Source organism: Streptococcus halitosis (assembly GCF_027691175.1).
Classification (GTDB): domain Bacteria; phylum Bacillota; class Bacilli; order Lactobacillales; family Streptococcaceae; genus Streptococcus; species Streptococcus halitosis_A.
The window spans coordinates 1070999-1094414 of sequence record NZ_JAQFBD010000001.1 but is presented as its reverse complement, the minus strand read 5'-3'; the positions used below and the strand labels follow the sequence as shown (position 1 = coordinate 1094414).

Below are 23416 nucleotides of genomic sequence, written 5' to 3'. Positions count from 1 at the left end.
GTAGAGATGGAAAAACAATTTTTTTATATAGCTGCTATTATATTTTTAGTATTAGGTTTAGCGGACTTAAGTAAAAGTTTTATGCTTAAAAATAGCATAAAAATCTAGTTATCCGCATAAAAACTGGACTTATCACACTTTATCAAGGTCAAAACCACTCAATTTACTACTAATTTACTACTTATGAATGAGCTTTGATACGACGATTTATCCTTGAAAAGTGAAGATATAAAGATACTTCCAATAAAATTTGAATATTTAATAGGTAGACACTTCAAAAAATGAGGTGTCTATTTTTTTACCCGATTTTGAAAGGAAGTGAACTTATGAAAACAAAAAATCAAGAATCAAAAGGTCGTTCCCCACTCTTTAAGACCATCAAACATTCATTCAGCCAATAAAAAAGAAAGGATAGGTAAAAATATGGAACTTAAATTTGTGATTCCCAACATGGAAAAAACATTCGGCAATTTAGAATTTGCTGGCGAGGATAAAGTCGTTCAGCGAAGAATCAACGGACGGCTAACTGTCTTATCAAGAAGCTATAATCTCTATTCTGATGTTCAAAGAGCAGATGATATTGTGGTGGTGCTTCCTGCTGAAGCTGGCGAAAAACATTTCGGCTTTGAGGAACGTGTGAAGTTAGTCAATCCACGTATTACCGCAGAGGGCTACAAAATCGGCACTCGTGGTTTTACAAATTACCTTTTACATGCTGACGACATGATAAAAGAATAAAGAAAGAGAGGAAAAATGATGAGATTAGCAAATGGCATTGTATTAGATAAAGACACGACTTTTGGAGAATTGAAATTCTCTGCTCTACGTCGTGAAGTGAGAATCCAAAATGAAGACGGGTCGGTTTCAGATGAAATCAAGGAACGTACCTATGACTTAAAATCCAAAGGACAAGGACGCATGATTCAAGTAAGTATTCCTGCCAGCGTGCCTTTGAAAGAGTTTGATTATAACGCACGGGTGGAACTTATCAATCCCATTGCGGACACCGTTGCTACTGCCACCTATCAAGGAGCAGATGTTGACTGGTATATCAAGGCAGACGATATTGTGCTGACAAAGGATTCTAGTTCATTCAAAGCTCAACCACAAGCAAAGAAAGAACCGACACAAGACAAATAGTCGCTAGGTAGAAAGGAGACTTTTTCGCATGAAACAGCGTGGTAAAAGGATTCGCCCATCTGGTAAAGATTTAGTCTTTCATTTTACGATAGCGTCACTCCTGCCTGTTTTCCTGCTGGTTGTCGGACTGTTTCATGTGAAGACAATCCAGCAGATCAACTGGCAGGATTTTAACCTATCACAAGCAGATAAGATTGACATTCCCTATTTAATTATCAGTTTCAGTGTCGCAATTCTTATCTGCTTGCTGGTAGCGTTTGTATTCAAACGGGTTCGCTATGATACGGTTAAACAACTTTACCACCGTCAAAAACTGGCAAAGATGATACTTGAAAACAAGTGGTATGAATCTGAACAGGTCAAAACAGAGGGTTTCTTTAAAGATAGTGCTGGTCGTACAAAGGAAAAGATAACCTACTTCCCTAAAATGTATTATCGACTTAAAAATGGCTTGATACAGATACGGGTGGAAATCACGCTGGGAAAATATCAAGACCAACTCTTACACTTGGAAAAGAAATTAGAGAGTGGCTTGTACTGTGAGCTGACGGATAAAGAGTTAAAGGATTCCTATGTGGAATATACTTTGCTCTATGACACCATAGCCAGTCGTATTTCTATTGATGAAGTAGAAGCTAAAGATGGTAAACTTCGCTTAATGAAAAACGTATGGTGGGAATATGATAAGCTCCCTCATATGTTGATTGCTGGTGGTACAGGTGGCGGTAAAACTTACTTTATACTGACACTGATTGAAGCCTTGCTTCATACAGATTCAAAACTGTATATTCTTGACCCGAAAAATGCTGATCTTGCGGACTTAGGTTCTGTGATGGCAAATGTCTACTATAGAAAAGAAGACTTGCTTTCTTGCATTGAAACATTCTATGAAGAAATGATGAAACGTAGTGAGGAAATGAAGCAGATGAAGAACTATAAGACTGGCAAAAATTATGCTTACTTAGGTCTCCCGGCACACTTCTTAATCTTTGATGAATACGTCGCTTTCATGGAAATGCTGGGAACAAAAGAAAACACCGCAGTTATGAATAAGCTGAAACAGATTGTCATGTTAGGTCGTCAAGCTGGCTTCTTTCTAATACTGGCTTGTCAACGTCCAGACGCAAAATATTTAGGCGACGGAATCCGTGATCAGTTTAATTTCAGAGTGGCTTTAGGTCGTATGTCTGAAATGGGCTATGGCATGATGTTTGGCAGTGACGTACAAAAGGATTTCTTCTTAAAGCGAATCAAAGGTCGTGGCTATGTTGATGTAGGAACAAGTGTCATATCAGAGTTTTATACTCCCCTTGTACCAAAAGGATATGATTTCTTGGAGGAAATTAAAAAGTTATCCAACAGCAGACAGTCCACGCAGGCGACGTGCGAAGCGGAAGTCGCAGGTGTGGACTGATCTTGCTGGCTGGTGTGGCAATAGCCACGCCAGCACTTAACCCCCCGTATCTAACAGGGGGGTACAAATCGACAGGAAACAGTCAAAAAAACATTAGAAAATCCTTTGGTTACAAGGGATTTACAAAATTTCAGCGTATGTCAAATGGGCTTTAAAAGTTGACATACGCCTTTTTGATTGGAGGGATTTTTACTGAATGAACAAACTTGGTTACAGCATTTAAAAGAAAAACGCTTGGCTTATGGACTATCTCAAAACCGTTTAGCTGTTGCGACTGGTATTACAAGGCAGTATCTAAGCGATATTGAAACAGGAAAAGTCAAGCCATCAGAGGATTTACAGCAGTCCCTTTGGGAAGCTCTGGAACGCTTCAATCCCGACGCTCCCCTTGAAATGCTGTTTGATTATGTAAGAATTCGCTTTCCGACAACAGACGTACAGCAGGTGGTCGAAAACATCTTACAACTGAAACTGTCCTATTTTCTTCATGAGGACTATGGTTTCTATTCTTATTCAGAGCATTATGCTTTAGGCGACATATTCGTCCTTTGCTCCCATGAACTGGACAAAGGAGTTCTGGTGGAATTGAAAGGTCGTGGGTGCAGACAATTTGAAAGCTATCTTCTGGCACAACAAAGAAGCTGGTATGAGTTCTTTATGGACGTTTTGGTGGCTGGCGGTGTGATGAAACGCCTTGACCTTGCCATTAACGATAAGACAGGGATTTTAAATATCCCTGTACTCACTGAAAAGTGCCAACAGGAAGAATGTATCTCCGTCTTCCGCAGTTTTAAAAGCTATCGCAGTGGCGAACTGGTACGCAAAGAGGAAAAGGAATGTATGGGAAACACCCTCTATATCGGTTCATTACAAAGTGAAGTTTATTTCTGTATCTATGAAAAGGACTACGAGCAGTACAAGAAAAATGATATTCCCATTGAAGACGCAGAAGTAAAAAACCGTTTTGAGATTCGATTGAAAAATGAGCGTGCCTATTATGCAGTCCGTGATTTACTCGTCTATGACAATCCAGAGCATACCGCCTTTAAAATTATCAATCGGTATATCCGTTTTGTAGATAAAGACGATTCCAAACCTCGTTCTGATTGGAAACTGAATGAAGAATGGGCTTGGTTTATTGGGAACAATCGTGAACGATTAAAACTAACCACAAAACCAGAGCCTTACTCCTTCCAAAGGACGCTGAACTGGCTATCTCATCAAGTTGCCCCGACCTTAAAGGTTGCGATTAAACTTGATGAAATCAACCAGACGCAGGTTGTAAAAGACATTCTCGACCATGCGAAACTGACAGACCGACACAAGCAGATTTTGAAGCAACAGTCAGTAAAAGAACAGGACGTGATAACAACAAAAAAAGGATATCTGTCAACCATACCAGTTGACAGATATCCAAAAAAAAGATATAATGGGAGATAAGACGGTTCGTGTTCGTGCTGACTTGCACCATATCATAAAAATCGAAACAGCAAAGAATGGCGGAAACGTAAAAGAAGTTATGGAAATAAGACTTAGAAGCAAACTTAAGAGTGTGTTGATAGTGCATTATCTTAAAATTTTGTATAATAGGAATTGAAGTTAAATTAGATGCTAAAAATTTGTAATTAAGAAGGAGGGATTCGTCATGTTGGTATTCCAAATGCGTAATGTAGATAAAACATCTACTGTTTTGAAACAGACTAAAAACAGTGATTACGCAGATAAATAAATACGTTAGATTAATTCCTACCAGTGACTAATCTTATGACTTTTTAAACAGATAACTAAAATTACAAACAAATCGTTTAACTTCTGTATTTGTTTATAGATGTAATCACTTCAGGAGAGATTACATGAACAAAAATATAAAATATTCTCAAAACTTTTTAACGAGTGAAAAAGTACTCAACCAAATAATAAAACAATTGAATTTAAAAGAAACCGATACCGTTTACGAAATTGGAACAGGTAAAGGGCATTTAACGACGAAACTGGCTAAAATAAGTAAACAGGTAACGTCTATTGAATTAGACAGTCATCTATTCAACTTATCGTCAGAAAAATTAAAACTGAATACTCGTGTCACTTTAATTCACCAAGATATTCTACAGTTTCAATTCCCTAACAAACAGAGGTATAAAATTGTTGGGAATATTCCTTACCATTTAAGCACACAAATTATTAAAAAAGTGGTTTTTGAAAGCCGTGCGTCTGACATCTATCTGATTGTTGAAGAAGGATTCTACAAGCGTACCTTGGATATTCACCGAACACTAGGGTTGCTCTTGCACACTCAAGTCTCGATTCAGCAATTGCTTAAGCTGCCAGCGGAATGCTTTCATCCTAAACCAAAAGTAAACAGTGTCTTAATAAAACTTACCCGCCATACCACAGATGTTCCAGATAAATATTGGAAGCTATATACGTACTTTGTTTCAAAATGGGTCAATCGAGAATATCGTCAACTGTTTACTAAAAATCAGTTTCATCAAGCAATGAAACACGCCAAAGTAAACAATTTAAGTACCATTACTTATGAGCAAGTATTGTCTATTTTTAATAGTTATCTATTATTTAACGGGAGGAAATAATTCTATGAGTCGCTTTTTTAAATTTGGAAAGTTACACGTTACTAAAGGGAATGGAGATAAATTATTAGATATACTACTGACAGCTTCCAAGAAGCTAAAGAGGTCCCTAGCGCCTACGGGGAATTTGTATCGATAAGGGGTACAAATTCCCACTAAGCGCTCGGGACCCCTTGTAGGAAAATGTCCTAAGTGGGATATCTGTCAACTGGTATGGTTGACTAAAAATACTTCCTACGAAAATGTAGGGGGTATTTTTTTACGAAAAAATACAATCGATTCTTAAAAAGAAAAATTTTTGATTGGCAAAACCATAACAAGTTCGTTTTAGGGTTTTGATTTTGCGATTGATGCCTTCTAAAGGACCATTAGAGTATTCAAATTTAGCGCTATTTAAGACATATTTTCTGTTTTGACGAAGGGTTTGAATAGCAGTATCCATTTCTGTATTGGTTTTTTGGTAGTCTAAGATGGTTGACTCTAGTAATTCACTATTGCGCTCGTTTAGGGCTTTCGTGATATCTTGGTAAGTTTGGTATACTTCAGCGAACTTGGAAAATTTACTAGTAATGAGATCAACAGCATTTTGGCGAGTCATATATTGTTTAACGCCGCGAAGAAAAACTACTTCTTCAGGGTGAAGATCTTCAGCTTTTTTATGGAATAGCTTCCAATGTGACTTCATAATTTTATATTCTTGGCTCTGTTTATCAAGTTGCTTTAGGATAGAGATACGACAATTGTCCAAAGCGCGACCAGCTAATTGTACAAGGTGGAAGCGATCAATAATGATATTGGCATTAGGGAAAAGGCGATAGATAAAACTTTGATATTGAGCATTTAAATCAATTACAACTGATTGAACGCATTCGCGTTCGGCTTTTGAATAACGACTTTCAAAATAATCAACAATGGTAGGTGATAGACGATCCTGTAACTTTGTGACAATTTGGTGGGTTTCAGCGTCACAACAGATAAAGGACATCACAGACTTAATTGAACGAAACTCGTCAAAACATAGATGCTTAGGCAACTTAGCCACACGATAGTGTGGTTCCATGCGCTCTAAGATTGTTCGACGAACACTGCTAGGAGAGCAGTGACACATTTCAGCAATAAGCTGACCAGATAAGCCTTTACGAGCTAAAAGCATGATTTGATTTTTGAGATCACTGGATAAGGTTTGATTTTCTTTGGTTAAATTAGTAATAGCACCAAAAGTAGTATGGCATGATTTACATTTATAGCGTTGTTTACGAAGCTCTAGTTCATATCTTCTCCCATTTAAACTTGCCAGTCGTACATGAGTTTTGCGAAAGCCATCCTTATTAACTGTGGGAAAGCCACAGTTACGACAACGATTAATCGGATAAGAAAGAGTAGCTGTTATTAGCGTTATATACTCTTTAACAGAATCGTTGTTGTGTTCAGCTTCTTCAACAGAAATAATTTTAATATTTTTATCTTTAATTCCAAGAATATTTAGGATAGAATCATTATGGGACATTTGTTTAACCTTCTTTCATGATTTTTGTGGTGAATTGATTGTATAACGAGGGGACAGCAAATGTCCTCTTTTTTGTATAAAAGTAATACAGATTATGTAAAAGCAGAGGTTGTATCTATATGGCAACCAAATCCGGAGGCTGTGAAAAAAGGAAATTCCAAATGGGCAAATTTTATGTACTTAGTTGATGGTAAACAATATATATCTAGTAACAGAATACAGGTTTCTATGAATACGAAAGTAGGAGACTTAAAGCAAATAAAATATGATAAAAGAAATCCTGAAAAAATTTATGGGTTTTCAGTAAAAAGAGCATGTATTCTTTTTATCGTTGCAATTGTTTTATTTATAATTGCTAAATTTAAGTTGTTTTAGTGGAGGTGATTAATATGCCTAAAATTCCATCGCTTGTAGTCTTTTGTATGATATGTATTCCGATAATAAGATTAATTTATTTGGCTATAAAAAAGAAAAAAATACGAGTAAGTTTTTTGCTTGACCTGTCCGTTGGGGACAGTGCTATCTTTTAATTAAAGGAGGTGGCAAACCATGTTAAGAAATGAAATTCAAAACAAAACAGGTTTAACAAGAAAAGCAATTGAATATTATGAGGAGAAAGGACTTATAAATCCTCAAAAAACTGAAAACGGTTATAGAGATTACAGCGAGAATGATTTAGAGGTTTTAATTCAAATATCTTTATTTAGAAAACTTGGAATTAGTGTAACTGAAATAGAAGGGTATCTAACCACTGGCATTAGTGCATTATCATCTGTTTTAAGAAGAAAGCAACATCAATTAGATGTTGAAGAGAAAAGAAAAGAAGTCCTTGAACTTGTAGTTAAAGGTGAAAATCAGGAACTTATAAATGAAAAAATTAAATTGATTGAAGCAGAGGAATCAATCTACGAAAGATTAGAGAGATTATTTCCAGGATATTTTGGACAAATGTTATTTGCAGCATATCAACCATTTTTAAATGAATCATTAGGAAAAGATGAGGAAGAAGCATTTGAAAAATATGTAGATTACTTAGATAATTTACCATTATTTCAGTTAAGTAAGGATGAGCAAAATTATATTGAAAAGATAAGTTCTACTTTTGATATGCAGATACTAAAAAAAGTTAATAAAGATAAAATTAACGCTATTGAAAATGTTGAAAAATGGCTAAAAGAAAATGATAATACTATTTCTCAATATGAAGAATATAAAAACAGTGAAGAATATCAAAAGAGCCTAATGAAGCAAATTCAAGATAAATTACAAAACTTTATGAAAGACAACAAGTATTATGAAATTGCGATTCCACTTATTAGAAAATTTAGTAAAAGCTATGATGATTATTATAAGAAACTAATCGTAGCAAATGATAAGTACTTAGAAATTAAATGTTAATGGTATTGAAAAGTATCTACTTGTAAATAGTGGGTGCTTTTCTTTTTTTTAAAATTTCATAAATCTGGTTACCAAGAGGGATAAATTTTCACTATTAAAGTGTAGGGGGAAATTTATCCTTTTTGCTTTTGAGGTAGAAGAGAAAATCTATTCCGTTATTAAGCAAAGAATCCTACATAGCAGAAAGCTAATTGATCTTTGACAACTGAATAGACCAAGGTGGGACGTTATCCATTTGTGGAGAATTATGACCTACGCCAAGACTTTTCTGCTGAGAAATTGGTTTAAATGAATACTGGTAAGTGCCAAGGATAAAAGAAAAAGAGCGATAAATAGGAATACATAAAGGATAGGTGTGGCAATCTATCTCTGTGATACGAATGGTGATAATGATACTTCAATAGTTTAAGCCGGCTCGTCTTAATAAGGGGCGGTGGTGAGATTCCAATGTAGCAGCCAATGCACCTACCAATGTCATAAAACTTATTATAAAAATAGTGAGGTTAAGACTATGAATAAGAAAAAAGAAGTTAAGAAAGATAAGGATAAGAAGCAAATAGCCGATGATTATTCTAAGAAAATAACCTACTCTACGAGCGAAAGTGAAAAGCTTGATTTACTTGATATTGTTGAGATGTATCTATGTAAATCTTGTGTCAGAATTTGAGGGGCTGACAAAGAGAAATAGGGTGCGGTAAAATATAGGTGGTAGAAGTAATCTTCCGAAATGACTATTTGCCAAAATATCATTTTAGGAGGATTGTTATGAGAAATACTGCGTGTATGTATCTTCGTCTTTCAAGAGAAGATGGGGACAGTAATGAAAGTAACTCTATTTCAAATCAAAGACAAATAATCAAATCTTACGCTAAAGAAAAGAACATAGATCTATCTTATGAATATGTAGATGATGGATATAGTGGTTCTAATTTTGAGCGTCCAAATTTCAAGAATATGATTGATGACCTGAATAAAGGAAAGTTTTCTATCATTATGGTAAAAGACTTATCTCGTTTTGGTAGAGATTATATTGAGTCTGGGAAGTATCTGCAAAAGATATTTCCTGAAAAAGGTATTCGCTTCATATCTGTAAATGATAACTATGATAGTGATAATGCAGATGTTAGTGATACACATTTAATACTTCCAATTAGAAATTTTATCAATGACAGTTATTGTCGAGATATTTCTATGAAAGTGAAATCATCAAAAGAGGTGAAAAGGAAGAATGGCGAGTTTATTGGATCATTTGCTCCTTTTGGATATAAGAAAGATGATAAGAACAAACATCAGCTTGTAGTTGATACAGAAGTAGCTCATATCATTGAGCGAATATTTAATATGAAAATAGAGGGTTATTCCTCAAAGGCTATTGCCGACTTTCTAAACAGTATTGGAACAGTTACACCATCAAAGCACAAAGAAAATAATGGTGATAACTTCAATACTGGTTTTGTTGTGAAAAAAGCAAAGTGGGATGCTAAGATGGTAAACCGTATTATTTCAAATAAGGTTTATATTGGTGTCCTGGAACAAGGAAAAACCACAAAGTTAAATTATAAATCAAAGCACGAAGTCGATGTTTCCAAAGAAGACTGGATAACAATAGAAAATGCTCATGAAAGCATAGTATCAAAATCCATCTTTGCACTTGCAAACAAAATGCTACTTCGTGATGTGAAACAGTCTAAAGATAAGCCATATATATTATCAGGTATGCTTTATTGCAAAGATTGTGAAAGTCCTATGATTAGGCGAAAAGTAAGAGATAAGATTTTCTACATTTGCTCTGAATATAACAATGCTGGAGAGTGTTCAAGACATAGTGTAAAAGAAGACTATGTTACTCATGCAACTATTCATGCATTAAATGAATATCTATCTAAGTACAATGAACTGCTTAAAAAAGTTAGCGAAATAGATGTGTCAAAGTTTAAATTAAAAGTTGATTTTGAGTCATTATATGCAGAAAAAAGAAAGCATGAAAGACTTAGACAATCTCTTTACATGGATTTAGAAGAAGAACTTATTACGACTGAGGAATTTGAACGATTTAGAAAAAATTATCTTATCAAGATTAGAGAAATTGAGAAACAAATTATTACAAAGCAAAATATCGTAGATGAACTGAAAATGAAGATAAACGATAAAGGTAGTTTCGTTTCTGAGATAGTTCCTAATCCTGAAAATGGTGAACTGAATCGATTGTCTTTAGTGTCTTTTATAGATCGTATTGAGATTGGAGAGGATAATGCAATTAACTTTGTCTTCAACAATATTGAAACAGTGAATCTGCTTCAAGCGATTGTAGATAGTGATAAGGTCGAAGCTAAGGATACACATAATGCAAGACTAATATCAATGGGCAAGTTATTTGGTGAGCATTTAGAAAGAGTTGAACCTAAGCTTGCAGTTGGAGGTGTTTGTTAATGGCAAGGACTTCCAAAAGATATATAAGAAAAAACGAAGAACAAGCACAAAAAGTATTCTATAAAGCAGGAGTATATACAAGATTATCCAGTGAAAGAAAAGAAGAATGGCGTGAGAAATCATCGTCTATCGAAACACAGGTGCTTTGTTGTAAAGAGTATGCTTTAAAGGAAAATATCAAAGTCGTAAATATTTACACAGACTATGAATATAGTGGGACAAATTTTGAAAGACCACAGTTCCAGGAAATGATGCAAGATATTCGTGAAAGAAGAATTAATTGTATTATCATAAGGGACTTATCAAGACTTGGAAGAGAATATCTTGAGATGGGAAGACTCATAGACAAGGTATTTCCGTTCTTGGGAGTAAGGTTTATTTCTGTTAATGATAAGGTTGATACCGTTAAGGATTTAGACTCAAAGAAGTCATTTGAAGTAACTCTTAAGAATATCGTCAATGATATGTATGCTAAAGACATTTCTGTAAAGATAAAGACAAGCAAACATAATAGGGCAAGAAATGGATATTTTATTGGTTCTGTTCCGCCCTATGGATATAAGGTAGTGAAATTAAAAGAGGGACAGAAGTTAGAAGTTGATGAGAATGTTCGATTCATTGTTGAAGAAATGTTCCGACTAACACTTGGAGGGAAAAGCCAATATGAGGTTGCAAAACACTTTAATACTATGGGTTATGCTACAGGAATGGTCTATTACAAAACAGGTAGAATTTATAGACGGGATGGTGATCCGCAGTGGAATAAAGGTACTATTTCCAAAATGCTTACTAATAGAACTTATACAGGAACTTTGGTGCAAGGCGTTAAGCAACAAAATCTTGCAAAAGGAATGAAGCAACAATTTGTAGATGAAAGCCAGCATATTATATATGAAAATGCTCATGAACCTATTATCTCAAAAGAAGACTTTGAAAAAGTGCTGCAAGGGCGAGCAAATAGATTAAAGAACAATGCTTTTGGTGCAGAGATGCATAACTTTGAAAGAGATTATGAGAATAGATATAAGGGCTTGATTTTTAATAATGCAACAGGTAAGGAACTTTATCGAAGAACCAGAATTTACGGGACAAACCATGATAGGCTTTATTACTCTTTTCAAAACGATACTTGCACAGGCAAGATAGATAACGAAGTAGGAGTATTTATTATGGAAAGAGAGCTTGATAAGGCAATGTCTGAAAAGGTAGCAGAGTTTATTACTAAGGCTACAAGCAAGGCAAAGCTAATAGAAAGAGTGTCTGCTAGGTTTTTTGAAAGTATAGATAAGCTAAACGAAGATATTTCAAAGCTTAAAATTAAGACAGAGAAGGAAGAATTCCTAATTCAAAAAGCTTATGAAGAATATAGCTTAGGCAAGATTGATAGGGAAGTATATAGCCTTAAAAGAGAGATTACTCTTAGCCATATTGCAACAATCAATAATGAAGTTATTGCTATTGAAAAGGTTGTAAAAGACCTTGAAAGGGATAAGAAAATATCTATTAAGTGGATTAAGGACGTATTTTCGGCAAAAAAGGTTGAAAAATTACCATCTGATTTAATTCATAGCTTAGTGGAAAAGATAATTGTCTATGGCAATCATAACTTTGAAATAATCTTTAAATTTAATATGGATAGTTTGATGGGAGGTGTTAATATTGAGTAAAATTGCACTTTACATTAGATTATCTGTAGAAGATCAGATGAAGAAAGATGAGAGCGAAAGTATCATCAATCAAAGGTATTTCCTGAATGATTTTCTTGATAGAAATGATGAATTTAAAAGTTTTCAAAGAGAAGAATACATTGATGACGGATATACAGGTACAAATGAGAAAAGACCATCTTTTCAAAGAATGCTAGAAGGAGTTAAGAATGGTAAAATCAATGCCATAATTGTAAAAGACTTATCGAGATTTATGAGGGATTATATTTCGCTCGGTGATTATCTGGAGAATATATTTCCTTTTCTTGGTATTAGATTTATTGCGATTAATGATGGCTATGATAGTGATAAGGAAAAAGGGAATGGAACAGACCTTGATATTCAGTTTAAAGGTTTGCTATATGACTTTTATACAAAAGATATTTCGCAGAAAGTAAAGACAGTTACTACAGAACTTAAGAAGCAAGGAAAGTTTCTTGCATGGAGTCCAGCATTTGGTTATATGAAAGATCCAGATGATAAGCACAACATCATTATTGATGATAAGACAGCTTGGATTGTGAGGAAGGTATATGACTTAGCACTTACAGGACTTGCATCAAGAAAGATTGCAGCAGTTATGAATGAAGAGAATATACCAACACCAAACGAACGTAAAAAAGAACTTACAAATATGGATTATGAATATAACATAGTATCATCAGATACAAGAGATGCACCAACATGGACAAATGGTACAGTGGTAGATATTTTATCCAATGAAAATTACACAGGCACTTATGTCTTCAATATGCAAGAAAAGTCGGTATTGACTCCTGGTAGTTTTAAATTTAATCCTAAAGAAGAATGGGGTAGAGTTTATGACCACCATGAAGCTATCGTTTCAAGAGAAGAGTTTGAAAGGGTTCAAGCTATCAAAGAAAATAATAGTTTCTTAAAAGGGAAAAATACTGACTATACATGGAGAAAGCATTCCCCATTACAAGGCTTCGCAAGATGTCCTACTTGTAACCATATTCTGGGACTTACTCAATCAAAGTTTAAACGACCGGATGGAAGCATGAGAATACACAAGTATTTTCATTGTAGGATCTGCAAGTGTAATAATGTTGAACATAAAAACTCAAGAGTTGATAAATTAGAGGAACAGGTGCTTTCGCTTATTAAAGAGAAATATGGTGAAGTAGAAGTAAAGCTCAAAGAAAAAATAAGCATTAAAGATATAGAGAAAAAGATAGAAAAGCTTCAGGCAAAAAAGATGTCTGATTTTGAAAAATATAAACTTGGGAAAATGACGAAAGTTAAGTTTGTAGAAAGTAAAAATCAGATAGATAATGAAATTAGTAAGCTAGAAGAAAAGATAAAACTATCTTCTAACGAAACAGAAGTAGTAACAGATAATGAACTTACACGAGAACTTATGGAAAAGTATGTTGAGTCGGTTATCTGTGAAGGCAGTATAGTTCAAAAAATCATATGGAAATAGACGCAAGAGGGAGTGAGAAATCACTCTCTTTTTGCTATCTAAAAATAGACAATATATTTTGTGTCAGTCGCTTGACACGAGAGGGGTCTGCGGGTTTCTTAGTATCTGCTAGCCGTTACTTAAAGCGTAAAAAAGATGAATGGGAAACCAATCCAGATAATATCAACCATTTTCATAACATTATGTTTCATGGGAATGATACGGATACAACTATGCTTAGACTTGGTGCAATGAACATGATGCTGCATGGAGTGGAAAATCCACAAATTAGTTATCTTGACTCACTATCTCAAGATAATGAAGAAGCAGATAAATACACTTTAGTGTTAGCAAATCCTCCATTTAAGGGATCGCTTGACTACGATTCAACTTCAAATGATCTTCTTGCGACTGTAAAAACCAAAAAAACAGAATTACTTTTCCTTGCTCTTTTCTTGCGTACATTGAAACCAGGGGGACGTGCAGCAGTTATTGTACCTGACGGTGTCCTCTTTGGTTCTTCTAAAGCCCATAAAGGAATTCGTCAGGAAATTGTAGAGAATCATAAATTGGATGCTGTAATATCAATGCCAAGTGGTGTTTTCAAACCTTATGCTGGAGTTTCAACTGCCATTCTCATCTTTACAAAAACTGGAAATGGTGGAACGGATAAGGTCTGGTTTTACGATATGAAAGCAGATGGTTTAAGTTTGGATGATAAACGACAACCGATCAGTGACAATGATATTCCAGATATTATTCAACGTTTCCATCAACTTGAAAATGAAGCAGAACGTAAGAGAACGGACCAGTCTTTCTTTGTTCCAGTCGATGAGATAAAGGATAATGATTATGATTTATCGATCAATAAATACAAAGAAATTGAGTATGAAAAAGTTGAGTATGAACCAACAGAAGTCATCTTAAAGAAAATTAATGATCTAGAAAAAGAAATTCAAGCTGGCTTGGCAGAGTTAGAAGAATTACTCAAGTAGGGAGATGGATGTATGAAAAAAGTGAAGTTGGGGGAAGTGGCTACTTTTATTAATGGATATGCTTTTAAACCTCAAGATTGGTCATCTGAAGGAAAAGAGATTATCAGAATACAGAATTTGACTAAAACTTCAAAAGAGATAAATTATTATTCGGGTACGATTGATAAAAAATACATTATTGAAGATGGTGACATTCTTATTTCTTGGTCGGGTACATTAGGGGTTTTTCAGTGGTGTGGAAAATCCGCAGTGTTAAATCAGCATATTTTTAAAGTGGTTTTTGATAAGATAGATATTGATAAATCATATTTTAAATATGTTGTTGAAAAAGGTTTGAAAGATGCTGTAAAACATACTCATGGTTCCACAATGAAACATTTAACAAAAAAATATTTTGATAATATTATGGTTTCATATACAAATTTGAGAGAGCAACAAAGAATTGCAAGTGAACTAGATTTGTTAAGCAAGCTGATTTTAATGAGACAAGAACAACTTAAAGAGCTTAATCTACTCGTCAAATCCCGATATTTCGAGGAGGTGGTTGCATGACAATCATTTTTTTACATAATATATTTGAAAAATCTATAAATGGTGAATGGGGTAATGAAGATAGTGGCAAAGGAGAGGCGACAGCAGTAATTAGAACCTCAAATTTTCTAAATTCTGGGAGACTAAATCTAGATAATATTGTATGTCGTGAAATTGATAAAGATAAAAACAGCGACAAAATTCTAAGAACAGGTGATATTATAATTGAAAAATCAGGAGGTAGTCCAAATCAACCGGTTGGACGTGTTGTATATTTCGATGTTACAGATCAAGATTATTTCACAAATAACTTTACTAGTATTTTAAGAGTTAAACCAGAATATAATTCTAAATATATATTTTATTTAATGAAGTATCTTTATGACACAAAAAAGGTGTTAAAATTTCAAAATCAAACAACTGGAATTATTAATTTAAAGTTAGCTGACTATTTAAATAAAACCAAAGTTAATATTGAAACTATAGAAAATCAAAATACAATAGTAGACATATTGGATAGGTTAGAGTATCAAATAATAAATAGAAATAAGCAGATTAGTGAACTCTCAAACCTTGTAAAATCCCGATTTAACGAGTTGTTTGGGGATCCTGTTTTGAATGATATGGGTTGGGAAAGATGTCGATTAAAAGATATATCAGTAGAAAAGTTAGCATACGGTTCAGGCGCGTCAGCAATTGAATTTTCAGGATTAAGATATATTCGTATAACCGATATTGATACTTGTGGAAATTTAAAACCTGAAAAGAAATCACCTAGCCAATTTGACGAAAAATATTTATTAAATACAGGTGATATATTGTTTGCTCGAAGTGGTGCTACAGTTGGTAAAACTTTTTTATATTCGAAGAAGAAGCATGGTCCGGCACTATATGCAGGATACTTGATTAGACTGATACCTAATCATTCCCTAGTGAACCCTATTTTTGTTTATCACTTTACAAAGACAAAGTACTATAATGATTTTATTGCTAAAGTTCAGAATGCAGTTGCGCAGCCAAATATTAATGCAAAACAATATAGTGAACTAGATTTCATCCTCCCCCCTCTAGCCCTCCAAAATGAATTCGCAGACTTCGTGGCTCAAGTCGACAAATCACAATTGGCAATTCAAAAATCTCTGGAAGAATTGGAAACCTTGAAAAAATCACTTATGCAGGAATATTTCGGTTAAGATTTGATATGAAATAGCAGTTTTACACTATCGTTGTAATTACCGTAATTATTTGTTATAATACTTCAAAGGAGGAAATCAGATGGTCGTAAAAACAAGAAAACAAGGAAATTCAATCACCATTACGATTCCAAGCGAGTTCAATATTCCAAGTGGTGTTAAATACGAAGCGAAATTGTTGCCAAGTGGTGAAATTATCTTTACTCCTGAAGAATTGGATCATCAGGTCTCTTATGTTTCTGATGATGCCTTTTACTTAAAATTGGATACAATTTTTGATGAATACGACGATGTTTTCAAAGCTTTGGTGGAAAAATGACGGTCTATCTATCAGAAAAGCAAATTGAAAAAATCAATTCTTTAGCAATTCAACGGTATTCTCCAAAGGAGCAAATTCAAACAGTTAGTCCTTCAGCGTTAAATATGATTGTGAACTTACCAGAACAATTTGTTTTTGGCAAACCTCTTTATCCAACAATTTTTGATAAAGCAACAATATTATTTGTCCAATTGATAAAGAAGCATGTTTTTGCCAATGCCAATAAACGAACAGCCTTCTTTGTTTTAGTGAAGTTTTTACAATTAAATGGTTATCACTTTTCTGTTTCCGTGGAAGAAGCGGTTGATATGTGCGTGACTATAGCGGTAGAAGCTTTAACTGATGAAAAAATGATAAGCTACTCTAAATGGATTTCTGAACATTCTATCAGAGAAAAGGTCAAAAAGTGAGATAGTATGCTGGATTGAAATGAGCATAAGAAAATAAATGAACAGGCAATATTAGAATTCTGTAATGCAGAAACTGATATTGCCTCTTTTTATTGATGAGTAATAATGAAAGTGAGAATTTATGGAATCAAAAGTGACAATTATCATACAAGAAATGTTACCACTTTTAAACAATGAACAATTACTAGCATTGCGAGAGAGTTTAGAGCGTCATCTAGTGGATGGAAAAAAGCAGCAAAAGCATTCGAATAATAATCTGTTGCAACTATTCATCACTGCTAAGCAGGTGGAGGGCTGTAGCGTAAAAACAATACGTTATTATCAGAGAACAATTGAAAATTTGTTTCATGATATTAAGGAGTCTGTGACACAACTGACAACCGATGATCTAAGAAGTTATCTTGCAAATTATCAGTCTGAAAAGGACTGTAGCAAGGCGAATTTGGATAATATTCGGCGTATATTGTCTTCTTTTTTTGCTTGGCTTGAACAAGAGGAATATATCATCAAGAATCCTATTCGAAGGATTAAAAAAATTAAGACAGAACAAACTGTAAAAGAAACTTATACGGATGAACATCTTGAAATTATGCGGGATAACTGTGAAAATTTAAGAGATTTGGCAATGATAGATCTACTAGCATCAACAGGTATGCGTGTAGGTGAACTGGTCCAGTTGAATCGTTCTGATATTGATTTTGAAAACAGAGAGTGCGTTGTTTTTGGAAAAGGAAAAAAAGAAAGACCCGTATATTTTGATGCTCGTACGAAAATTCATTTAAGAAACTATCTCAATGATAGAAAAGATGGCCATCCTGCTCTTTTTGTAACGCTAGTTGGAAAAGCCCAGAGACTTGGAATTGCGGGTGTCGAGATTCGATTGAGAAAGTTAGGACAAAAACTTGGAATACAAAAGGTTCATCCACATAAATTCAGAAGAACTTTAGCGACTAAGGCAATTGATAAAGGAATGCCTATTGAACAAGTCCAAAAACTACTAGGTCACAGCAAAATTGACACTACCCTTGCCTATGCCATGGTCAATCAAAGCAATGTTAAACATTCGCATCAAAAATTCATCTCTTAAATGCAAATCCCGATATTCCGAGGAGGTGGTTGCATGAAATTAATTGATGTGTGTAAACCTAAACAGTGGAAAACCATTTCGACTAATGAATTAGTTAAAGATGGATATCCAGTTTTCGGTGCAAATGGGATAATCGGTTACTTTTCTGATTATAATCACGAGAAGCCTACACTCTGTATAACTTGTCGTGGTGCGACTTGTGGTACAGTAAATAAATCACTGCCCTATTCTTACGTTACTGGAAACTCTATGGCACTTGATGACTTAGATGAATCAGTAATCATGATAGATTTTTTATATTACTTTCTTCAATATCGTGGTTTTAATGATGTTATAACTGGGTCAGCACAACCACAAATTACTAGACAATCTTTAAGTAAGATTATAATACCTGATTTTGACATAACAATTCAAAAAGAAATCACTCAGACTATTCATGATTTAGAACACCTAATCTTAATTCGAAACAAACAAATAGAGAACCTTGCCGACCTTGTAAAATCCCGATTTAACGAGATGTTTGGGGATCCTGTTTTGAATGATATGGGTTGGGAAAAACATGCTTTAAAAGAATTTGGAATATGGAAAAGCGGTGGAACTCCTAAAAGAAATGAAGAAGATTTTTTTAGAGGACATATTCCTTGGATTACATCAGGAGAACTAGAACATAAATACATTAAAGATTCTTTTGAAAAAATTACAAAAAAAGCAATTGAATGTAGTTCTGCAAAAATAATTGAAAAAGGTAGTTTATTACTAGGAATGTATGATACTGCGGGTTTAAAATCATCAATCAATACTAAAGTGATGTCTTGTAATCAAGCTATTGCTTTTGCGAAATTAGATGATAGAATCACAGATACTATATATGTTTATTACGTAATTCAAAATTTAAGATCAATGCTATTGAATCAACAAAGAGGCGTACGTCAAAAGAATTTTAACTTATCGATGATCAAAAATATTTCCATCCCCCTCCCGCCTCTTTCCCTCCAAAACGAATTCGCAGACTTTGTAGCTCAGGTCGACAAATCACAATTTGCTTGTGGGATAGTTATAAAACTGTGGAGAAATAGCTTGAAATCTAGTATAATATAGCTATCTATTTATTCAAAGTGAGAGAAAAATGGGAAATTTTGATTTTCTTTTAAATAACGAAGAGTATGAATCTTTTTCAAAGCCTTGTATAGAAGCTGAGAATATGATCGCGACATCTACTGTAGCTACTGCTTTTATGGCACGCCGTGCTTTGGAGCAGGCTGTTCATTGGATATATAGTCACGATTCATATTTAGAAGCTCCCTATCGTGCTACCTTATCTTCTTTGGTATGGGATGATGATTTTAGAGAGATTGTGGATCCTGAGCTCCATAGGCAGATTGTTCTTTTAATTCGATGGGGAAATCATGCTGCACATGGTGGAGAAATTAAGGAACGAGAAGCGATTTTGGCTTTGCATCATTTGTATCAGTTTGTCAATTTTATTGATTATTGCTACAGTAACGAGTTCGTGGAGCGTTATTTCGACGAGCAATTATTGCCACTTTCAGCAAACATCAAGTTTCGAGAAACGCCACAATCTATGGCGAAATTACAAAACAGTTTGTCAGATCTTCCTGATTTCGATGAACAGATGGCTAGTCAGTCATTGGCTGTTCAAGAGACTTATACTGAAAAACGTGAAACAGCAGCTCTACGGCAAGATGTATCTTTCCATATCGATCAACTATCTGAATCAGAGACAAGAAAACTCTTTATAGATATCGATCTCCGTTTAGCAGGTTGGACATTTGAGGAAAACTGTCGTGTTGAGGTAGCCGTTCATGGTTTGAAGCATGGTACAGGAACTGGATACTGTGACTATGTCCTTTATGGCAAAAATGGGAAAGTTCTAGCAATTGTTGAAGCTAAAAAGGCATCTGTAAATCCAGAAGTAGGGGAGGTGCAGGTCAAGGAATATGCTGAAGTTCTTGAGAAACAAATCGGCTATCGGCCAATTTGCTTTATTACCAATGGTTTAAAGCACTACATACTTGATGGTGTTAATCGTCGCCAGATTGCAGGGTTCTACTCTCAAGAAGAGTTGCAACTGTTGATGGACAGACGTCACTTGCAAAAACCACTCGAGGATATTTCTAGCAAAATTAGGGACGACATTTCTGGACGTTATTATCAGAAACATGCGATTACAAGTGTCTGTGAAGCATTCTCCAATAATCGGAGACAGGCACTCTTGGTCATGGCAACTGGGTCTGGGAAAACCCGTACAGCGGTTTCCCTAGTTGATATCCTTTCGCGTCATAACTGGGTAAAAAATGTTCTTTTTTTAGCTGATAGAACTTCCCTAGTTAAGCAAGCTTATGATTCGTTTAGGAAATTACTTCCAGATCTTTCGGTTTGTAATTTCTTAGAAGATAAAGATAGTGCTCGATCTAGTCGTATGGTTTTTTCAACCTATCCGACTATGATAGGAGCGATCAGTGATCAAGAAGAAGTAAATCAACGCCCCTTCACTGTTGGGCACTTTGATCTCATCATAATTGACGAGTCTCACCGTTCTATTTATCAGAAATACAAATCAATTTTTGATTATTTTGATGCAAGGATTGTAGGATTAACTGCCACTCCGCGTCAAGATTTGGATAAAAATACCTATAGTTTCTTTAACTTGGAGAATGGTGTTCCAACATACGCATACGATTTGGAAGAGGCTGTAAAAGATGGTTATTTAGTAGCTTATCATTCGATTGAAACTAAGTTAAAACTACCAACGGATGGTCTCCATTACGATGATTTATCCCAAGACGAAAAAGAATATTTTGATAGCCAATTTGAAGATGGTAGTTCTGAGAAAGATATTGATCCTGAGGATTTTAATACCTCTATTTTCAATAGAAAAACAGTCAAAATTGTTCTAGATGAACTAATGACAAGAGGAATTCAGACAGCTTCAGGTGACGAAATTGGTAAAACCATTATCTTTGCTAAAAACCATCGACACGCTGAATATATCAGAGATATTTTTAACGAACGCTATCCTGAAAAAGGAAGCGATTATGCTCAAGTGATTGATTATAGCATTAAGCATTATCAAACCTTAATTGATGATTTTAAAATTAAGGAGAAATACCCTCAAATTGCAATTTCTGTTGATATGTTGGATACAGGTATTGATGTACCAGAGGTTGTTAATTTAATCTTTTTCAAGAAAGTGCGCTCTAAAACTAAGTTTTGGCAGATGATTGGTCGTGGAACCCGTCTTTGTAAAGATTTATTCGGACCTGAGCAGGATAAGGAAAATTTCTTGGTATTTGATTATGGTGATAATTTTGAATATTTCAAAGCTGATCCAAGAGAAGGAGATGGCCGTCACATTGTTTCTCTGACTCAACGTTTGTTTAACATCAAAGTGGACTTGATTCGAGAACTGCAGGGGCTTCATTATCAAGATAATCAGTTTGCTAGAGAATACCGTCAGCAACTCGTCTCAGAACTTCATGAACGTATGGTGAGCTTAAATGAGTTAGACTTTAGGGTTCGTATGGTCTTAGATACAGTTTATACTTACAGAAAGTTGGAAAATTGGCAAAATCTAACGACCGTCACAAGTGAAACAATCCAGAAAGATCTTTCTCCGATTCTATTTGAAGAAAATAAAGAAGACGAGATGGCGAGACGATTTGATTTATGGTTGTTTCAGATACAGTTAGGACAACTGTTGACTAAGCCAGCAACTTCCCATATATCTCAAGTTATGAAAACAGCTAAAGCTCTTGCCAGGGTTGGCAATATATCACAAGTTTTTGCACAGGCTGAAATTATCAGGAAAGTACAAGAACCTGAATTTTGGGAAGAAGTTAGTTTGTCTGAGTTGGAAAAAATCCGCCTTTCTCTAAGAGATTTATTGCAATTCTTAGATAAAACGAGCCGAAAAGTCTATTATGTCAATTTTGATGATCACATTATTTCCACTGTCCATGATACTAAGCCATATTTACAAGTCAATGACCTGCGATCTTATAATGAAAAAGTTGAACATTATTTGAAAACTCATCTAGATGATGAAGCAATTTCTAAGTTATACCATAATGAAAAATTGACCTCTCAAGATTTACTTGCACTTGAAATATTGCTATGGGAAAAATTAGGTAGCAAGTCAGATTACCAACAACATTATGAAAATAAGGCAATTCCTAGATTGGTTCGTGAGATTATTGGTTTAGATAGAGAGGCTGCTAATCAAGTTTTTTCTAAATTTTTATCGGATGAGAGTCTCAATGCCAAGCAGATTTCCTTTGTGAAATTGATTGTAGATTACATTGTAGAAAATGGTTGCTTGGAGACTAAAGTTTTAACACAAGAGCCGTTTAAATCGTATGGTTCAGTTCAACTACTCTTTCAACACCAACTCCCTATACTTCGTAATATTGTCCAAACGATTGAACTCATTAATGATCGAGCTGGAGAAGCAGCGTAAATAATAAGAGGTTGTAAATGCAAACGCAAGATGAAATGAATGTTCTAGTACCGGAAAAATTAGCAGAAATTGAGCGTGATTATGGTGTCAGAGTTTTATGGGCTATTGAGTCTGGTAGTCGTGCTTGGGGATTTGAGTCTCCTGATAGTGACTTTGATGTGCGATTTATCTACAGACATAAGCAAGATTTTTATCTCCGTTTAAATGAACAGCGTGATGTTATCGAGCTACCAATTGACGATACTTGGGATGTGAGTGGCTGGGATTTAGACAAGACTTTAAAACTCCTTTATAAGTCAAATCCAACACTGTTTGAATGGTTACAGTCACCAATTGTCTATCAACAAACGGATTTTATTGAACGCCTACGTCCCCTTGCTAACCAGTATTTTTCAGAGAAAAAAATGCTGTATCATTACTTGAATACTGCTAGAACTTAAATGAATAAGTATCTTTCAGGAAACAAGGTTAAACCTAAAAAGTATTTCTATGCGCTGCGGCCCATTTTGGCCTACCGTTGGATTGAAAAATACCATTCAGTTCCTCCAATTTTATTTGACGATTTGGTCAAAGAATTGCTTCCTGATGAGATGAAAGAGCATGTGTCAAGATTGCTTGATACCAAGGTGAAGGGACCTGAAGGTATGGAAATTGATCCGATTATGCCAATCCAATACTACATCATCAAAAATATCAAAGAGTTGAATGCATACGTTCAAAGTGTTAGAGAGGAAAAGAAAGAGTGGGAAGCTCTAAATCAATTTTTCCTTGAAGAATTAGGCCACGACTGAGGTT

At 34.7% G+C, this 23416-nt stretch carries 21 protein-coding genes and 3 pseudogenes; 23 read left to right on the top strand and 1 reads right to left on the bottom strand.

Annotated elements, in window-relative coordinates; genetic code table 11:
• Nucleotides 1-423: 423 nt before the first annotated feature.
• The 8 genes from PG086_RS05345 (at nt 424) to erm(B) (ending at nt 5145) form a co-directional block, all read left to right on the top strand.
• Nucleotides 424-738, top strand: a complete 315-nt coding sequence (locus PG086_RS05345) for a YdcP family protein (RefSeq protein ID WP_000420682.1) — start codon at nt 424-426, stop codon at nt 736-738.
• A 15-nt stretch (nt 739-753) separates the two neighbouring features.
• On the top strand, nt 754-1140 hold the full coding sequence (locus PG086_RS05340) for a YdcP family protein (protein WP_000985015.1): 387 nt from the start codon (nt 754-756) through the stop codon (nt 1138-1140).
• A gap of 28 nt (nt 1141-1168) precedes the next feature.
• Complete coding sequence (locus tag PG086_RS05335) at nt 1169-2554, top strand: FtsK/SpoIIIE domain-containing protein (RefSeq protein ID WP_000813488.1); 1386 nt, start codon at nt 1169-1171, stop codon at nt 2552-2554.
• Nucleotides 2555-2556: 2 nt separating this feature from the next.
• A complete protein-coding gene (locus PG086_RS05330) occupies nt 2557-2709 on the top strand; it encodes a hypothetical protein (RefSeq protein WP_000879507.1) in 153 nt (50 codons plus the stop codon).
• Nucleotides 2710-2731: 22 nt separating this feature from the next.
• Nucleotides 2732-3994: a MobT family relaxase gene (gene mobT / locus PG086_RS05325; protein ID WP_016397615.1), complete on the top strand. Its 1263-nt coding sequence runs from the start codon at nt 2732-2734 to the stop codon at nt 3992-3994.
• Nucleotides 3939-4151 carry a peptide-binding protein gene (locus tag PG086_RS05320; RefSeq protein ID WP_029645760.1) on the top strand — a complete coding sequence of 71 codons (213 nt, stop codon included), beginning with the start codon at nt 3939-3941 and terminating at the stop codon, nt 4149-4151. Before mobT ends, PG086_RS05320 begins: the two co-directional genes overlap by 56 nt.
• A gap of 48 nt (nt 4152-4199) precedes the next feature.
• On the top strand, nt 4200-4283 hold the full coding sequence (locus PG086_RS05315; protein ID WP_001814874.1) for a 23S rRNA methyltransferase attenuation leader peptide: 84 nt from the start codon (nt 4200-4202) through the stop codon (nt 4281-4283).
• Between the two features lie 124 nt (nt 4284-4407).
• On the top strand, nt 4408-5145 hold the full coding sequence (erm(B), locus tag PG086_RS05310; RefSeq protein ID WP_001038795.1) for a 23S rRNA (adenine(2058)-N(6))-methyltransferase Erm(B): 738 nt from the start codon (nt 4408-4410) through the stop codon (nt 5143-5145).
• Nucleotides 5146-5401: 256 nt separating this feature from the next.
• Here the strand turns inward: erm(B) and PG086_RS05305 are convergent, their stop codons facing one another.
• Nucleotides 5402-6649 (bottom strand): ISL3 family transposase, encoded by a 1248-nt coding sequence (locus PG086_RS05305; RefSeq protein WP_000019067.1) that lies wholly within the window; start codon nt 6647-6649, stop codon nt 5402-5404.
• 60 nt (nt 6650-6709) lie between these two features.
• Between PG086_RS05305 and PG086_RS05300 the strand changes: the two genes are divergently transcribed.
• The 15 genes and pseudogenes from PG086_RS05300 (at nt 6710) to PG086_RS05230 (ending at nt 23412) form a co-directional block, all read left to right on the top strand.
• Nucleotides 6710-7024, top strand: coding sequence for a hypothetical protein (locus PG086_RS05300; protein WP_221735475.1), 315 nt, complete (start codon nt 6710-6712; stop codon nt 7022-7024).
• Nucleotides 7025-7198: 174 nt separating this feature from the next.
• Nucleotides 7199-8047, top strand: a complete 849-nt coding sequence (locus PG086_RS05295; RefSeq protein ID WP_081528340.1) for a MerR family transcriptional regulator — start codon at nt 7199-7201, stop codon at nt 8045-8047.
• Nucleotides 8048-8558: 511 nt separating this feature from the next.
• Entirely contained in the window at nt 8559-8714 is a 156-nt protein-coding gene (locus tag PG086_RS05290) for a hypothetical protein (RefSeq protein ID WP_001035198.1), read from the top strand.
• A 98-nt stretch (nt 8715-8812) separates the two neighbouring features.
• Complete coding sequence (locus PG086_RS05285; RefSeq protein WP_081528341.1) at nt 8813-10477, top strand: recombinase family protein; 1665 nt, start codon at nt 8813-8815, stop codon at nt 10475-10477.
• The gene (locus PG086_RS05280; RefSeq protein ID WP_081528342.1) at nt 10477-12144 is read left to right on the top strand and encodes a recombinase family protein; all 1668 of its coding nucleotides are present in this window, start codon (nt 10477-10479) and stop codon (nt 12142-12144) included. Before PG086_RS05285 ends, PG086_RS05280 begins: the two co-directional genes overlap by 1 nt.
• Nucleotides 12137-13630 (top strand): recombinase family protein, encoded by a 1494-nt coding sequence (locus PG086_RS05275; protein WP_081528343.1) that lies wholly within the window; start codon nt 12137-12139, stop codon nt 13628-13630. Before PG086_RS05280 ends, PG086_RS05275 begins: the two co-directional genes overlap by 8 nt.
• Before the next feature lie 83 nt (nt 13631-13713).
• Nucleotides 13714-14604: pseudogene (locus PG086_RS05270) on the top strand (HsdM family class I SAM-dependent methyltransferase); the annotation flags it as partial.
• 12 nt (nt 14605-14616) lie between these two features.
• Nucleotides 14617-15141: pseudogene (locus tag PG086_RS05265) on the top strand (restriction endonuclease subunit S); the annotation flags it as partial.
• A gap of 11 nt (nt 15142-15152) precedes the next feature.
• Complete coding sequence (locus tag PG086_RS05260) at nt 15153-16328, top strand: restriction endonuclease subunit S (protein WP_270748026.1); 1176 nt, start codon at nt 15153-15155, stop codon at nt 16326-16328.
• Between the two features lie 82 nt (nt 16329-16410).
• Nucleotides 16411-16647, top strand: coding sequence for an AbrB family transcriptional regulator (locus PG086_RS05255; RefSeq protein WP_270748025.1), 237 nt, complete (start codon nt 16411-16413; stop codon nt 16645-16647).
• Complete coding sequence (locus tag PG086_RS05250; protein ID WP_270748024.1) at nt 16644-17057, top strand: type II toxin-antitoxin system death-on-curing family toxin; 414 nt, start codon at nt 16644-16646, stop codon at nt 17055-17057. Before PG086_RS05255 ends, PG086_RS05250 begins: the two co-directional genes overlap by 4 nt.
• Nucleotides 17058-17178: 121 nt before the next feature.
• Nucleotides 17179-18144 carry a site-specific tyrosine recombinase/integron integrase gene (xerA, locus tag PG086_RS05245; protein ID WP_270748023.1) on the top strand — a complete coding sequence of 322 codons (966 nt, stop codon included), beginning with the start codon at nt 17179-17181 and terminating at the stop codon, nt 18142-18144.
• A 33-nt stretch (nt 18145-18177) separates the two neighbouring features.
• On the top strand, nt 18178-19242 hold the full coding sequence (locus tag PG086_RS05240) for a restriction endonuclease subunit S (RefSeq protein ID WP_270748022.1): 1065 nt from the start codon (nt 18178-18180) through the stop codon (nt 19240-19242).
• Between the two features lie 28 nt (nt 19243-19270).
• On the top strand, nt 19271-22621 hold the full coding sequence (locus PG086_RS05235) for a DEAD/DEAH box helicase family protein (protein WP_270748020.1): 3351 nt from the start codon (nt 19271-19273) through the stop codon (nt 22619-22621).
• Nucleotides 22622-22638: 17 nt separating this feature from the next.
• A pseudogene (locus PG086_RS05230) lies at nt 22639-23412 on the top strand (DNA polymerase beta superfamily protein).
• Nucleotides 23413-23416 lie beyond the last annotated feature (4 nt).